The sequence below is a fragment of the Baaleninema sp. genome, assembly GCF_049974805.1.
Taxonomy (GTDB): Bacteria; Cyanobacteriota; Cyanobacteriia; order Cyanobacteriales; family Geitlerinemataceae; genus Baaleninema.
Window position 1 is genome coordinate 19,306 of record NZ_JBNGCO010000017.1, and the last position, 14,799, is coordinate 34,104.

The window sequence follows — 14,799 nt, forward strand, 5'->3', positions numbered from 1 at the left end:
GGAAAGGGTTAGGTGTCGCTAGTTTAGGTGTCGCTGCGGAGGTAGGTTCCCAGGTAAATCCAGGGAAGTTCGAGCAGTTCGCGGTTGTAAATGCTGGTGATGAAGCATTTAACGGCTAAGCTGGAGGGTCGCTGGTTGAGTTGGGCGATTTGTGATCGAACGGGACGGAAGAATCGCTTGAAAACGTAGTTGTTCCGCTGCATCCAGTTCAGGCGGGACTTTTGCGGGTGATAAGCCAGTTGTTGGGCTTCCCGTTTGAGGTCGATTCCCTCGATGAGGTCGGCTTTGTTGAGACAGAGGGCGATATGTTTGACGTGGGGACAGTCGTGTTGGAAAAATTCCACCCAGCGATCGAATCGGCGAATCCATTGTTGTTGAGTAACGAAGTTTTCCGGGTCGATGCGATCGTCTTTGCGGATAATTTCCCGGTAGGGGGGAACCACCAGCAGAACCCCTTCGCTCTTGCGGGCGGTTTCGAGGAAATTTTCCCATAATTCTGGGTTGGTTTGTTGCCAACTCGATCGCCAAATTTCACCGGGGGTGTCTATCCAGTCGGTGTAAATTTTTTTGCGTTGGGTGGGAACTACCACTTCGATTTCTAGGTTGCGATCGTAAATGGATTGGCTGGCATCGGTGGCGGTGGTTCTCCCTTCTACATCGCTGTACAGCAAGGCTTTCAACTGGCTGTAGGGAGGATAGAGAACGCTGACATACTGATGGTTCGGATGGGCGAGTTCGAGAGCCAGTGAGGTTTTTCCGGTTTCGCGATCGCCGATGTAAATTACGCCCATAATGGCAGTTGTAGAGAAAAGCTCGCTCAGAAGAGTTTACATTTAAGGGTTGCCCCGATCTGAAAGAGCTACAGCATTTATCAGGATGCCTTAAAAGTCGTTTTTTAAAAATCCGTAAAACTATGGGGGCGAGGGTTCTGGGACTCCCTTGAAAACTCCACACTTATTTTAGGATAAGGGTTACAGTTTTTGATAATCGCAAAATAAAAATTCAAAAAAATTTACTTTTTATAGACTTTTTTATCAAAAATATAGAGTTCTGAAATTTGACAATTCTAATTTATCGCTCTCCAACGAACCGTTTTACGAATTTTGTTACAATTATTAATATTTGCGACTAACCTTGGAATATTTTCAGTAAAATCACGCAAAAGGGGGAGGTGAGTTCGAGTAAAATCGGCTAATTTTCGTGAGGACGGGGTTTTTCGGAGCAATTGCTCCTCTCGAGGAGGCAATTCGGCCTGCGATCGCTCGGAACGGGTGCAATTGTCAGGGGAGCGATCGAAGCGTCTGGGTAGAATGGGGAAGAGTCTCGATCGAGAGTGACGACCCGATCGATCGCCCCTAAACTTTTGGTGGAGTGCGATCGATCGAAATAAGAGAAATGCCAGCGGAATTGTAACAGGTTTTAAATTTTTAAAAACATTGCGAATTGACTAAAGCGTAGAACCTTTTCCAACGCCCTATTTTTTATGTACAGTAGCAAGCTTAACCCAGAACAGAAAGCGATTATCGATCGCTTAGTCGGTACGATTTTGGTGCTGGCTCCAGTCGGAACCGGGAAAACGAGCGTTTTAGCAGAGCGAGTTGTACGGGCAATTCGGGAAGGAGTCGATCCTAAGCGAATTCTATGTTTAACCTTCACCAATCGCGCCGCCAAAGAAATGAAAGAGCGGCTATCCTTATACTGTCCCGATCGACTGCCTTATCTAACCATAAAAACTTTTCACGGATTATGTGCTTCTATCTTACGATTTGAAGCTCATCAGTTTGGGATTCCTCAAAATTTCTTGATTTATGACGATTCAGACTGTACTGAAATCGTCAAAGAAGTTTTTAGGGTCTCCAAAGAGCGTGAGGCTCAGCAATTGTTTTTTGAGATTGAAATCGGACGCCTTTCCTTTGAACCCGCTGACCTTTCCGAATGTACCCGCGAAGGCTTTGGAAGACTTCAAACCCGTTCGTACAATACGAACAAGGAGGTTTTTTGATGCAAAACTCACGCCATCTTTCTCTATCTTCTAACGGACAAGAACAAGTGTTAACCATTCCGCCGGACTTATCCTTATCCAGTACAGAAGTGTTGGTACGCAAAGAGGGCGATCGATTAATCGTCGAACCGATTCCTCGCGATTCCTTGCTTTCTCTACTGAAAACCTTGCCAGAACTGACCGAGACTTGGCCGGATATCGATGAAGGAGTTCTTTCTCTCGATAACATTACCTTGTCGTAGCATCGACATCACGCGATCGAACCGTGCGAGTAGAATTGGAGTAAAAGAAGAGCGATCGCCATGAAGACCATCGCCATCCTTCCCATCCCAAGCCCCGATGGTTCCCCTGTCTACCACGCCATCTCTGGCGACAAACAATCCAGTGGAAAAACCGCAGGGCAAGCCCTCGACGCACTCACCGCCCAACTCAGCGATACGGATTTCGGCGGTACGATCGTCCTGCAAAGCTTTCGAGGCGATCCTTACTTTAGCGAAGGACAAAAGCAACGTCTCGCCGAACTGATGGCAGCTTGGCGGGAGGCACGCGATCGGGGTATTGAGTTCGATCGACAGTTACCAGCCGAACTCGAAGCCCTCACCGAAACCGAACTGCAAGCGGCGAGCGATCGGAGTGCAACGCTACTTCAGGTCGTGGCTTCGTGAATCCCCTCTATCCCAAAGTTGTCGAACCAGCCAAGCATCGCTGCAAATCAGTTTTTTATTATGATTTCTCACCTGCCTGTTTCTCCAATTGAATTTGGGTCTTCGGAGTTTGTGACTAGAAATGTATCATCTGATACAAAAAATTGAAAATTTGAGAGCCACAACCTTTGAAATCTCGTGAAGTTAGTTTTTCTGTCACCCTAAACTCCGAAGAGCCTTGAATTTTTAAAGTTCTTCAGAATAGTTAAACATGAAAACAAACTTAGTCTTCGGAAAAACTAGTGTCGGAAGATATAAAGGCTGATTGTCCCAGCCTTCTTTTTTATCTCCTTTTTCATACCCGAGTATAAGCGTAGGTACATCAGGATAGTTGTGCTGAGCATATCTGATCCATCCGCTAGTAAAAAAGCTTCTCCTGGTCCATAATTCTTGACGTTTTAGTTTTAGCCCTGATTGACCCTTGCCTCGACGAACATTTAGGCGACCTTTACAAATCCCCTCCTTTTTCATCGATTTAAGTGCTTCGCGAACTCGGCGATCTTCCCAGACGTATCCCATAACCGGTTGTGATGGAGTATGAGACAAGAGTTCGATCAAAAAATCGATATTTACTTCATGATAAATATTTTCTTCTGTGTATTCTCTTAACAAAGAATCTAAAACTTCTGTATGTTCTTGAATATCGCTTTTCTTCCACATTGGATCGCGAGGAAAAGTTGATATCCCTGGGGTAAAAGCGCTAATTTCAGAGGGATTTAAGACATTCGATCGAGTAGGTTTTAGGTCTTTGCCTACCCACACAGGTTGTACGGGTAAATTATTAGGATTATCGCCTATAACCTGACGCATTCCTTCATCTGACTCATGAATCAATCTAAAATCATTAAAGATATGTTCTGGGACAAATAGGCGAGTAACATCTTTCAGTTTTGTTCGATAGCCAAACATACGGGCATGTTGATGTACTGTATCCATCATCTTTTGCCTGGCATCACGTCCGTAGTAAGTAACCATCAAGCCATCTATGGTTACGCCGCGACCAAGACGATTTCCACCAATTAAGATATTCATTCCGCAATCGTAGCCTGGTTCTTTATTCGGATTATCAGCATTGATAACTTTAGGAATTGCATTTCTCAATTTATATTTTAGTTCGTCGATCAGCCTATCTAAATCAGGGATATTAGATGCAGTATTTTTAAGTTCTTGATATGCCTCTTTTAAATATTTGTAAGCTCTATTTCGATCTGTTTGAGAACGCTTATTTCTTAAAGATTGATCGAGCCATACAACAAAGTAGCGAATTACATTTTCTATGTTTTCGTGGCTAATTTTCTTGTAACAAATGTGGACAAGACAAGAATATTTTGTACTTACGTCATCTGACTCCAACATCTTGTACATAGAACCCAAAAAGAAACAACATAATGCTAATCTCAACCCTTTTGGAATACTTTCCAAGCTATCGCCAGGATTTATTTTGCCACCTTTTAAAATATCTAATTCACTTTTATCAAAAAACTTACAGTAATTAGAGTTTTCTTCGTCAAAAAACAAACTACCTCCCATATAGTCTCTTCCCGGCTTTGAAAGTACACAAAATGCAGGCTTGCAACGATGATTTAGACTTTGGAGTAATAAACTTTGAGGAGTTGCTGTGATTTGAATATAAATGTGATTGGGTATAGTCGTTCTGATTTTTCCAATAATGTCAAATATAGAACTATCAGGCACATTAGACTTTCCTTTTTTAGCCTGCTTAGACTCGTTTGTATTCAAGCTAGCGTTATCTGCTTCATCATCAAAAATAACTCCAGGTACAGCCTTTGCTTGGGCGGCATTCAAAACTTCTCGTAAAGCCTCTAAATGCTTGATGTTTTTGGTCGAAACTAAAACAACTCCTGTGTCTTGGATATAATCCTTAAGACTTTTACCAAAACTTTTAGGATCTTTTCTCCACTGTTCCCAATCAAATACTACAGGTCCACCCTCCAATTCTGTTCTGAAACGGCTAGCAGTTTGTTTGCCTAGCCAAGTGTTATCCGAAGTAAGGACAATAAAACATTGGAACTTATTGGCGGATAACATGGCTAGCGTAGAAATGGTTGTTAAGGTTTTACCACTCTGTACCTGACCGTAAATTAATCCTGTTGTACCGTTTAGTGGTATCTCGGACTGGTGTAGTTTACTGACTATACCTGATCCACCTAATCCAACATTACCAAAACCAAAGGTTTGAGAGTAAACCTTTACACAATTTTGAACTACTTCGCAAGCAGTGTTCTTAACTTGTTGAGATGTTCTAGCATCAATATTTTTAGAAATTCTTGTCAAAAGTTTGTCAATGCAATAACCCTTCGTCTCGATGTTGGCTCCGTTGTCAACCATCACAAACTTAATCCTCGTAAGATACTGCAAGTATTGAAATTTATATCCTAGTGGCCATAGACTTAGACTACTAATCTTGGCCAGGCATTTTTCGGGACTGTTTTCTGCATTCTTAATCGATTAAAACCACTTACATAATAACTTCCATTAGCCTTCCTCGAAATAGATACCCTCTGTCTTGCAAAGCTTGATTTGCAGTTGTCAAAAATTGAAAGAAGTTGATTTTCTGAAAGACAGCATATACCATCTTTATGGCAAACAAGTGCAACGAAAAACTTCAGATTTTGACGAGAGTCTTTTAAGGTATTGATTGCTTTGTTTTCTTGTGAACTAAATGTAAACGACCAAGCAGGTCTAGTTTTAGTAGAAACTTTGAATAGAATCCCTGAAAGCTTTTGTTCTGACTTTACTATATATAGAGCTGGGTGTATCGAAGAAACATGAGTTATCGTTATAGGTAAGCCCATGTTAATTAACCTCAAAAAAGCAGCTCCATGTAGAAATTCTCTATCGTTTATCATGCACTTTTGCCAATTTATACTTAGATTTAACTAAATTGATAAAATTGTAAGATTTGCAGTATCGTGATTATTTAGCAATATAGCCAAAACCGCTAGACTCTGTCAAGGCTGTTGAGGGCTTTGAATTCATGAGGAACTTCGAGCTTGGCAAGATCCCCATAGACACACCTATCTTACTCCTGCTGCCATCACAGATAACGCTAACGTTGTCACCAACTTAGATCTCGAAACTCAACCAAAATTCAACGGATCGATATCCACCGACAACTTCACCGTCTGCGGACAAATCTGCCTCAACCGATCGATCTTCTCCTGCAAATCTATCCCCACATCCCCCTCAAACTTCAACAAAATCTGCCAGCGAAACCGATCCGCTACCCGCATCACCGCAGCCGGAACCGGCCCCAACAACTCATACCCCGCTTCCGGTAACAACGCCTCCCCCATCTCCATCGCCGTTCGTTCCACCAACGCCGCATCCAACCCACTCAACCGGAACAACACCAACTTTCCATAAGGTGGATAGTTCAACACCTGACGCTGGGCTAACTCCTCTTCCACAAACGCCTCGTAACAGTGGCGGCGAACCGCTAAAACCACCGGATGTTCTGGCGTGTAGGTTTGCAACACCACTCGCCCAGGATCGTCGCCGCGTCCCGCCCGTCCCGCTACCTGCGTCAAAGTCTGAAACGCCCGTTCTCCCGCCCAGTAATCCGACAAGTTCAACAAACCATCGGCGGCGACAATTCCCACCACCGACACCGACGGTAAATCTAACCCCTTCGTCAACATCTGCGTTCCCACCAACAACTGGGCGTCTCCCTGGGCGAACCGCGTCAGTAACGCCCGATGCGCCCCTTTCCGTCGCGTGGTGTCGCTGTCGAAGCGAATCGCTTTCAAATTCGGGAACTGTCGCCCCAACTCCTGCATCACCCGTTGGGTTCCACTTCCGAAAAATTTGAGATAGGGGGAACCACACTCGGGACAGTTGGGGGGATGTTGGCGGGTATAGCCGCAGTAGTGACAGCGGAGGAGTTTCGTCGCCCCTTCGTGGGTGTAGTGATAGGCGAGGGAAACGTCGCAGTGGGGACAGTCGAGGACGTAGCCGCAACTGCGACAGGAGACGAAGGTACTGTGACCCCGACGGTGGATAAAGAGGATTCCCTGTTGTCCGGTTTCTGAGAGGTTGTGGAGGGATTCTTGCAATGCAAGGCTGAAAATGGATTTGTTTCCCCGTTTGAGTTCGCTTCGCAAATCCACGATTTCGATGGGGGGAAGGGGACGCGATCGAACCCGTTCCGGTAAGGAAAGATAGTGTTTTTCCTCGCTGCGACAGTCCAACCAGGTTTCTAACGAGGGCGTTGCAGAACCGAACACCACCGGACAATTCACCAATTCCGCCCGCCATTGCGCCACGGTTCGCGCGTGATAGGTGGGGGCGGGGCGATCCTGTTTGAAACTGCTGTCGTGTTCTTCGTCGAGAACGATTAAGCCCAAATGGGGAAGCGGGGCGAATACCGCCGATCGCGTTCCGATGACCACCTGCGGTTCTCCCATTAGCATTTGTCGCCAAGTGTCGAACCGTTCCCCGTCCGAGAGGGCGCTATGGTAGACGCAGACTCGTTTTCCAAAGCGGGCGCGGAATCGATCGGTTAACTGCGGCGTCAGTCCGATTTCGGGAACCAGAACTAACGCAGATTTCCCAGAACGCAGAATCGGATCGATCGCCTGTAAATAAACCTCCGTTTTTCCCGAACCCGTTACCCCGTGAAGCAAGGCTTCGGCGTATCCCGAAAAGCCCAAAATCCGCTCTAACGCCGCACTTTGGGCGGGGGTGAGTTCCTTCGGGGCGTCGGCGTTGACAGCTTCCCCCATCTCCCGGCGCAGAATCTCCCGTTCTTCAACCACGACACAACCACAACGTTCCAACGCCGCCACCACACCGCGACTGGTTCGCGCCAGTTGCATCAAATCCGTCAGCCAGAGTTCGCCCCCCTGACGTTGCAGAAATCGTAAAACTTCCCGCTGTCGCGGCGTCAGTTCCCCATACACCGCAGGATTGGCGTTCAACAGCGTCACCGCCTGTTGCAGTTTCGGTTTGGGAACCCGAGGCGGTTCGAGATAACTGTCTACCCATCTGCGATTGACGAGATCGCGAATTCCCCGACGCGCCCCGCGAATTTGTTGCTGAACGTAGGCGGCGGTGTAGCTTCCCGATTTCGACTGTTGCAACAGTTCCAACACCCGACGCGCCACGGGATTGAGGAACTGTTCGGCGCCGTTGGGGATGTTGTCGGGGTTCAGTCGCAACCGACGTTGCGATCGCTTCAGCAATCCCGGCGGTAAGGCGATGCGAATCACTTGAATCAGAGGAGTGCAGTAGTAATCGGCGACGCGTTGCAACAGGTTCCAGTAACTCGGGGGGAAGAAACCGGGAGAAATTACGTCATCGATGGGTTTAATGCGGCTGACGTCGAGTTCCTGCGGGGGATTGGCGAGGAAGCGAACGGCGATCGCGCCGACTTGTTGGGAACCGAAGGGAACGCTGAGGATGTCGCCGGGATTGAGGGAAATGTCGTCGGGGATGCGGTAGGTGAAGAGTTTGTCGGAACCGGGATTATCGACGAGAACTTCCACGTAAGGGGCGGTGGAAGGGGGCGATGAATAGGAGGCGTGCGGTTCGGCGACAATAGCAATCATAATGAAACGGGAGTGCTTCTGTTCATTTTATCGGAGTCGATTCACCACAGAGGCACGGAGGACACGGAGGGGCGATCGACTAGGTTAATTTTTGATATAAATTCCAGACAACGCCGACGAGAGACCCCAGCAATAACGCCATCGTCATTAAAGACCCCATGCCAAATCCGAGCATCCGTTTTTCCGCCGCTTGGTAATAGCCCCAGGCGTATAAAATGCGTCCAAAAACCCAAATTGCACCGAGGACAGCGCCCCAAATTTCGCTGACAAAAACTGAGAAAATCCAGAGGAGTGGTAGAAATAAAATCAGTTGTTCGGCCGTATTTTGTTGGACGCGAAACGCTCTTTCAAATTCTGGATTACCCGAGATAGCTGGGGGCATCACTTTGTGTTTTGCTCTCGCCCGTCCCACGTTGATGGTAATGACGAAGTAAACCAGGAGGGCAGAAACCGTTACTAAAGCCGTCCAAGGATACATAATTTAAATCCTTGTCAATAATATCCCTCAAATTATAATATTATATACATCCAGTTTGCAATATAATTGAAGGTGACTCTAAAATCCTATATATCGATCGAAAAATATAAAACTTCTGAATTTTACCAGAGTATTGTTTCCCATAAATCCGATATTTTGACACATCGAAATCTCAATTTTTTCTCCCCGAAGTTCCTCTCACCGGCGTCGCGGCTCGACTCAAAACCCAATGCGAACCGGATTCCGAAAATCCCTTGTTTCCACCACTAATTCCGTCACCCGTACCCCTGGCGGCGTATTAAACAACAAATCCATCGATCGCACCTCTCCCGACGCGAACGACTTCCTCGAAAACTCCAAATCGTACTTATAATCGATTTCCGAGACGCCGTACTCGTTTCCCTGCGAATCGACAACTTTCGCCAAAAACAGCAAAAACGGCGCGTCCTGAGCCTCCTGGGGGTCGCTATGGGCATTTTTAATCCCCACCGATACCACCGTCCAACTGTCTTCCGCCTTATACACCGCCGACTGACCGCGATAGGATTTTCCCGGCGACGCCACGTCCGTCACCCGGAATTCCCAACCATTTAACGCTGCGTTTCCCGTCGTCAACGGTGTAGGGGTGGGTGTCATCAAAGCCACCGATTCCTCCGCCACCACTTCCGCCGACGAAGCCGGTTCCCCGGCGAGATCTTCCAAATCCGGAACCATCGCCGCCGAACATCCCGTCAGCAGGACAACCGACGCACTCAACGCGATCGATCGAATTGCCATATACCCCAGCATCTAGTAAGGTAGACGATATCATCTATCCGTAAGTCTATAGTCTATCCGTTACGAGGCAGGTCAGCAATCCCCAACCCATTTCAATAATCGATTGCATCCTAAAAGTATCTCTATTTTCAACGTTCCTCATTTTTGGCAATGGCTGGAATTCAGGGTTTTAAAATAAAAAACTATAGGACGCTAAAAAACATAACTTTAGGAAAATTGTGGAACACACAAAAAGTAGATCCTCTTACGCCAATGACAGCAGTAATTGGCAAAAATGGGGTCGGCAAAAGTACTCTTTTCGATGCCTTTGGCTTTCTGTCAGATTGCCTGAAAAGTGGTGTAGAAGAAGCTTGTGATGCCCGAGGACGTGGCGGATTTGAGAAGATACGATCGCAAGGACAAGAAGGGGCGATTGAATTTGAAATCTACTATAAAGAAGATAGCAAAGCCCGACCGATTACTTACGAGTTGGCGATCGATCTCGATTCTGAAAAGCGACCTTATGTACAACGAGAGAGACTCAGGCAAAGACGCAAAGGACAAAAGACCGGATGGCCGTTTTCCTTTTTGATGTTAAACAATGGAGAAGGTATTGCTTGGAAAGGCGAAGAAGAGGGAAAACAAGTCAAAGAAGATACGGGAGATTTCGATCTATTTAACTTAATTGAAAAAATCAAAAAAGATGAAGATCGAGAAGAGAGCAAAGAAACTGAAGTTGTTGAATTGAATGATAAAAGAAAATTAGGGATTGCAACGTTAGGAGCTTTAAAACAGCATCCTAGAATTTCTTTGTTTCGACAATTTGTTGAGAATTGGTATTTGAGTTACTTCACGCCAGATGCTGCTCGCAGTCTTCCTTTAGCCGGCCCGCAAAAACGTCTGAATATTCACGGCGACAACTTAGGGAACGTCGTGCAGTTTATGGAGCGAGAACATAGTAAAAAGTTTAAATCTGTTCTGAATAAAATATCAAAAAAAATACCTGGAATCGAAAAAATTAGTACCGAAAAAAGTCCAGATGGAAGATTATTATTGAAATTCAATGAACGAGGATTTCAAGACCCATTTTACGTTCAACAGATGTCAGATGGAACCTTAAAAATTTTTGCTTACCTGTTACTTTTAGAAGACCCGACTCCTCCCCCTTTTTTGTGCATAGAAGAACCCGAAAACGGCTTATATCATAAACTGTTAGAAACCCTGGCTCAAGAGTTTAGAGAACACGCCACAGGTTATCGAGGTCGATCGCAAGTATTTGTTACTACACATCAGCCCTATTTTGTAGATGCCTTAGAACCTAAAGAAGTCTGGGTGTTAGAAAAAGGACAAGATGGCTTTTCTCAGATTAAGCGAGCCAGTGAAGATCCGCTTATACAAAATCTTGTCAATCAAGGATTGCCTCTGGGTAGTCTTTGGTATAGTGACTACTTAGATCGATCGTAAAAACAATGCATTTTGAGATTCTGGTAGAGGATATTTCTGGAAAGTATGCTCTCGATATTCTCGTTCCCAAAATAATCGGAGAAAATCATACGTATTACATTCATTCATACAAAGGAGTTGGGCAGATTCCTAAAAATTTAAAGCCATCTTCTGATGCACAAAAAAGAATTTTGCTAGATCGGCTTCCGAAACTTATTCAAGGCTATGGGAAGACATTTCGCGCCTATTCAAAAAGTAACTACTCGGCTGTACTTATCGTAATTTGCGATCTAGATGATAAATGTCTTCATAGATTTAGGCAAGAACTTATAAAGTGTTTAGATAACTGTTCGGATAAGCCCGAAACATACTTCTGTATTGCTATTGAAGAAGGAGAAGCCTGGTATTTAGGCGATCTAGATGCAATTAAAGCAGCTTATCCAAACGCAAAAGATTCTATTTTGAATTCCTATGAAAACGATGAAATTTGTGGAGCTTGGGAAAAACTCGCTGATGCAGTATATCCTGGCGGCTCTCAATCTTTATCGAAATTAGGAGGGCAAAAAATTGGCGAGCAGAAAACAATTTGGGCGAAAACAATTACTCTTGAAATGAATATAGACAAGAATCGATCGCCTAGTTTTTGCTATTTCAGAGATAAACTCCGTTATTTAATCGAAAAAGAGGGAAATCCATACAAGTAATAGTAAGTGGTTTCCTCCAGATCCCCGGCATTTCTAAGATGCCGGGGATCTTATACTGTCAACCCAATACTGTCCCCCTTCTGGGGCGGGAAGACCCACCCCAAAACCTTACGCCATTTCGACCCTAAAAATCAGCGTCGAAGTCGTCCTCTACATCCTCCGCCTCAGTCTCTTCAGCATAGGCCTCCATCCCCACACAGGAACAGACCAAATTGCGATCGCCGAACGCCGCATCAATGCGACTGACTGGAACCCAATACTTATGTTCCCGCGTCCAAGGCGCCGGATACGCCGCCTTTTCCCGAGAATAAGGACGGTTCCAACGGTCCGACATCAACGATTCTGCCGTATGAGGTGCGTTTTTGAGCAAATTGTTCGACTCGTCCACCTCGCCCCATTCCAAGGCTTCGATTTCACTGCGAATCGCCACCATCGCCTCGCAGAAGCGATCGATCTCCGCTTTCGACTCGCTTTCCGTCGGTTCCACCATCATCGTCCCCGCCACCGGCCAAGACATCGTCGGCGCGTGAAACCCATAATCCATCAACCGTTTCGCCACATCGTCCACCGTAATCCCCGCCGACTTGCGAAGTGGACGAAAATCGAGGATGCACTCGTGGGCAACCAACCCCGACTCTCCTTTATATAACACCGGATAAAACGCATCCAACCGACGCGCCATGTAATTGGCATTGAGAATCGCCAATTTCGTCGCCTCCGTCAACCCCTGCGCCCCCATCATGGCGATGTACGTCCAAGAAATCGGCAGAATACTTGCACTTCCCCAGGGGGCGGCGGAAATGGCACCAATGGCCTCCGAATTCGTTTCACCGTGAGGCGACACCACCGAATGACCCGGTAAAAACGGCGTCAAATGCTGCGCCACGCCAATCGGCCCCATTCCCGGGCCGCCGCCGCCGTGGGGAATACAGAAGGTTTTGTGTAAGTTCAAATGGCAAACGTCCGCCCCGTAATCCCCCGGACGACAGAGTCCCACTTGGGCGTTGAGATTTGCCCCGTCGAGATAAACTTGACCGCCATATTGGTGAACGATGTCGCAGACTTCAACGATGCTTTCTTCAAAAACGCCGTGAGTAGACGGATAGGTGACCATAATCGCGGCCAGTTTCTCCCCATGTTTCTCCGCCTTTTTCTTCAAATCCGCCAGGTCGATATTTCCGGCTTTATCGCAACGAACCGACACCACCTTCATCCCACACATCACCGCACTAGCGGGGTTCGTTCCGTGGGCGGATTCGGGAATCAAACAGACGTTGCGCTGGCTGTCGCCGCGATGGTGGTGATAGGCGCGAATCACCTGCAATCCGGCGTATTCTCCCTGGGCGCCCGAGTTGGGTTGCAGCGAAATCGCCGCAAATCCAGTAATTTCCGCTAACCAGGCTTCGAGTTGTTGGAACATTAACTGATAGCCCTGGGTTTGGGATTTGGGGGCGAAGGGGTGAATCTTGCCAAACTCAGGCCAGGTGACGGGTAGCATTTCCGCCGTGGCGTTGAGTTTCATGGTGCAAGATCCCAGAGGAATCATCGAAGTCGTCAAGGACAAATCCTTGGTTTCCAAACGATGCAGGTAACGCAGTAACTCGGTTTCCGAGTGGTACTGATTGAACGCCGCATCGGTGAGATAGGGGGTTTGTCGTCGTAAGGGAGACTTCGCCAAGTTGGAGTCGGAGGCGGCGGCGACTTGGCGAACCTCGTCGAGGGTAAAGGGTAACTCGTCGCTGTCGGCGAAGATTTGCCACAAATCCATTAAATCGGCGTCGGTGGTGGTTTCGTCGAGGCTGATGCCGATTTGGGTGTCGTTGAGTTTGCGAAGGTTGATGTAGTTTTTCGCCGCCCGTTGCACAATGGTATCCGCCGAACCGACGTTGACGGTGAGAGTGTCGAAAACGGCGGTTTCGCCGAGGCTGAATTTCAACCGTTTCAAGCCTTCGGCTAACATAACGGTGCGTTGGTGGACGGTTTCGGCAATGTGACGGATACCCGCCGGCCCGTGATACACCGCATACATCGACGCCATCACCGCCAGGAGAACTTGGGCGGTACAGATGTTACTGGTGGCTTTGTCACGGCGGATATGTTGTTCGCGGGTTTGCAACGCTAAACGCAAGGCGGGTTTTCCGCTGGCGTCTTTAGACACGCCGACGATGCGCCCCGGTATTTTGCGTTGGTAGGTTTGTTGGGTGGCGAAGTAGGCGGCGTGAGGTCCGCCGTAACCGAGGGGAACGCCGAAGCGTTGGGTATTTCCGACGGCGATGTCTGCGCCGAATTCGCCGGGAGGGGTGAGGAGGGCGAGGCTGAGAAGGTCGGCGGCGACGGTGACGATCGCTTTCTGTTCGTGGGCGGTTTCGATAAACTGGCGGTAGTCGCAAACTGCCCCGGTGGTGGTGGGGTATTGCAACAAGGCCCCGAAAACGGGAGTGCTGAAGTCGAAGGTTTTCCAGTCGCCGACGATGACTTCTATATCGAGGGGGTTGGCGCGGGTTTTGACGACTTCGAGGGTTTGGGGATGACAGCCTGCATCGACGAAGTAGGCGTTGGCTTTGGATTTGGACGCGCCGAGACTGAGATTCATGGCTTCGGCGGCGGCGGTGCTTTCGTCGAGGAGGGAGGCGTTGGCGATTTCCATCCCCGTGAGTTCTATCACCATGGTTTGGAAGTTGAGGAGGGCTTCGAGTCTTCCTTGGGCGATTTCGGCTTGGTAGGGGGTGTATGCGGTGTACCAACCGGGGTTTTCGAGGATGTTGCGTTGGATGACGGGGGGCGTGATGCAGTCGTGGTAGCCCGTTCCGAGGAAGGATCGGAAGATTTGGTTTTTTTGGGCGATCGATCTCAGTTGTTGTAGGGCTTGGGCTTCGCTGAGGGGTTGGGGGAGGTTGAGGGGTTGTTTGAGGCGAATTTGGGCGGGAACGATCGCATCGATGAGGGAATCGATTGAATTGTACCCCAAGATTTCCAGCATTTGCGCGATGTCTTGGGGAATGGAACCGTTGTGACGCTGGACGAATGCCAGGTTAGGCGGTGTGGCGTCAGACTTCGCCTGCGGCGCGGTTTGGGCGTCGTCGGATGCGGACGGTTGGTTGTCGAAGGTGGCGTTCAAATCCAGCATGGCACGTTTTCTTAA

Annotated in this window: 11 protein-coding genes; 5 read left to right on the top strand and 6 right to left on the bottom strand. The window is 47.6% G+C overall.

Annotation, left to right across the window (positions count from 1 at the left end):
* Positions 1-23 precede the first annotated feature (23 nt).
* Positions 24-791 (bottom strand): hypothetical protein, encoded by a 768-nt coding sequence (locus tag ACP5D4_RS05400; protein WP_428010607.1) that lies wholly within the window; start codon positions 789-791, stop codon positions 24-26.
* A 692-nt stretch (positions 792-1,483) separates the two neighbouring features.
* Between ACP5D4_RS05400 and ACP5D4_RS05405 the strand changes: the two genes are divergently transcribed.
* The 3 genes from ACP5D4_RS05405 to ACP5D4_RS05415 are packed head-to-tail and all read left to right on the top strand — an operon-like array spanning position 1,484 to position 2,667.
* A complete protein-coding gene (locus tag ACP5D4_RS05405) occupies positions 1,484-2,002 on the top strand; it encodes a UvrD-helicase domain-containing protein (protein WP_428010608.1) in 519 nt (172 codons plus the stop codon).
* The gene (locus tag ACP5D4_RS05410; protein WP_428010609.1) at positions 2,002-2,244 is read left to right on the top strand and encodes an antitoxin; all 243 of its coding nucleotides are present in this window, start codon (positions 2,002-2,004) and stop codon (positions 2,242-2,244) included. Before ACP5D4_RS05405 ends, ACP5D4_RS05410 begins: the two co-directional genes overlap by 1 nt.
* Positions 2,245-2,304: 60 nt before the next feature.
* Complete coding sequence (locus ACP5D4_RS05415; protein ID WP_428010610.1) at positions 2,305-2,667, top strand: hypothetical protein; 363 nt, start codon at positions 2,305-2,307, stop codon at positions 2,665-2,667.
* A gap of 225 nt (positions 2,668-2,892) precedes the next feature.
* On the opposite strand, the gene ACP5D4_RS05420 is transcribed toward ACP5D4_RS05415, so the two are convergent.
* The 4 genes from ACP5D4_RS05420 to ACP5D4_RS05435 all read right to left on the bottom strand — a co-directional run bounded on the left by ACP5D4_RS05420 (position 2,893) and on the right by ACP5D4_RS05435 (position 9,531).
* Positions 2,893-5,055, bottom strand: coding sequence for a Z1 domain-containing protein (locus ACP5D4_RS05420; RefSeq protein ID WP_428010635.1), 2,163 nt, complete (start codon positions 5,053-5,055; stop codon positions 2,893-2,895).
* 752 nt (positions 5,056-5,807) lie between these two features.
* Positions 5,808-8,276 carry a primosomal protein N' gene (gene priA, locus ACP5D4_RS05425; RefSeq protein WP_428010611.1) on the bottom strand — a complete coding sequence of 823 codons (2,469 nt, stop codon included), beginning with the start codon at positions 8,274-8,276 and terminating at the stop codon, positions 5,808-5,810.
* Between the two features lie 79 nt (positions 8,277-8,355).
* Positions 8,356-8,754, bottom strand: coding sequence for an MAPEG family protein (locus ACP5D4_RS05430; RefSeq protein WP_428010612.1), 399 nt, complete (start codon positions 8,752-8,754; stop codon positions 8,356-8,358).
* A gap of 219 nt (positions 8,755-8,973) precedes the next feature.
* Complete coding sequence (locus ACP5D4_RS05435) at positions 8,974-9,531, bottom strand: hypothetical protein (protein ID WP_428010613.1); 558 nt, start codon at positions 9,529-9,531, stop codon at positions 8,974-8,976.
* A gap of 150 nt (positions 9,532-9,681) precedes the next feature.
* On the opposite strand from ACP5D4_RS05435, the gene ACP5D4_RS05440 reads away from it, so the two are divergent.
* Together ACP5D4_RS05440 and ACP5D4_RS05445 are read left to right on the top strand one after the other, a co-directional pair.
* A complete protein-coding gene (locus ACP5D4_RS05440; RefSeq protein ID WP_428010614.1) occupies positions 9,682-10,974 on the top strand; it encodes an AAA family ATPase in 1,293 nt (430 codons plus the stop codon).
* Between the two features lie 5 nt (positions 10,975-10,979).
* Complete coding sequence (locus ACP5D4_RS05445) at positions 10,980-11,657, top strand: DUF4276 family protein (RefSeq protein ID WP_428010615.1); 678 nt, start codon at positions 10,980-10,982, stop codon at positions 11,655-11,657.
* Between the two features lie 124 nt (positions 11,658-11,781).
* Here ACP5D4_RS05445 and gcvP read toward each other — a convergent pair whose 3' ends face one another.
* Entirely contained in the window at positions 11,782-14,784 is a 3,003-nt protein-coding gene (gcvP, locus tag ACP5D4_RS05450; protein ID WP_428010616.1) for an aminomethyl-transferring glycine dehydrogenase, read from the bottom strand.
* Between the last annotated feature and the right edge of the window lie 15 nt (positions 14,785-14,799).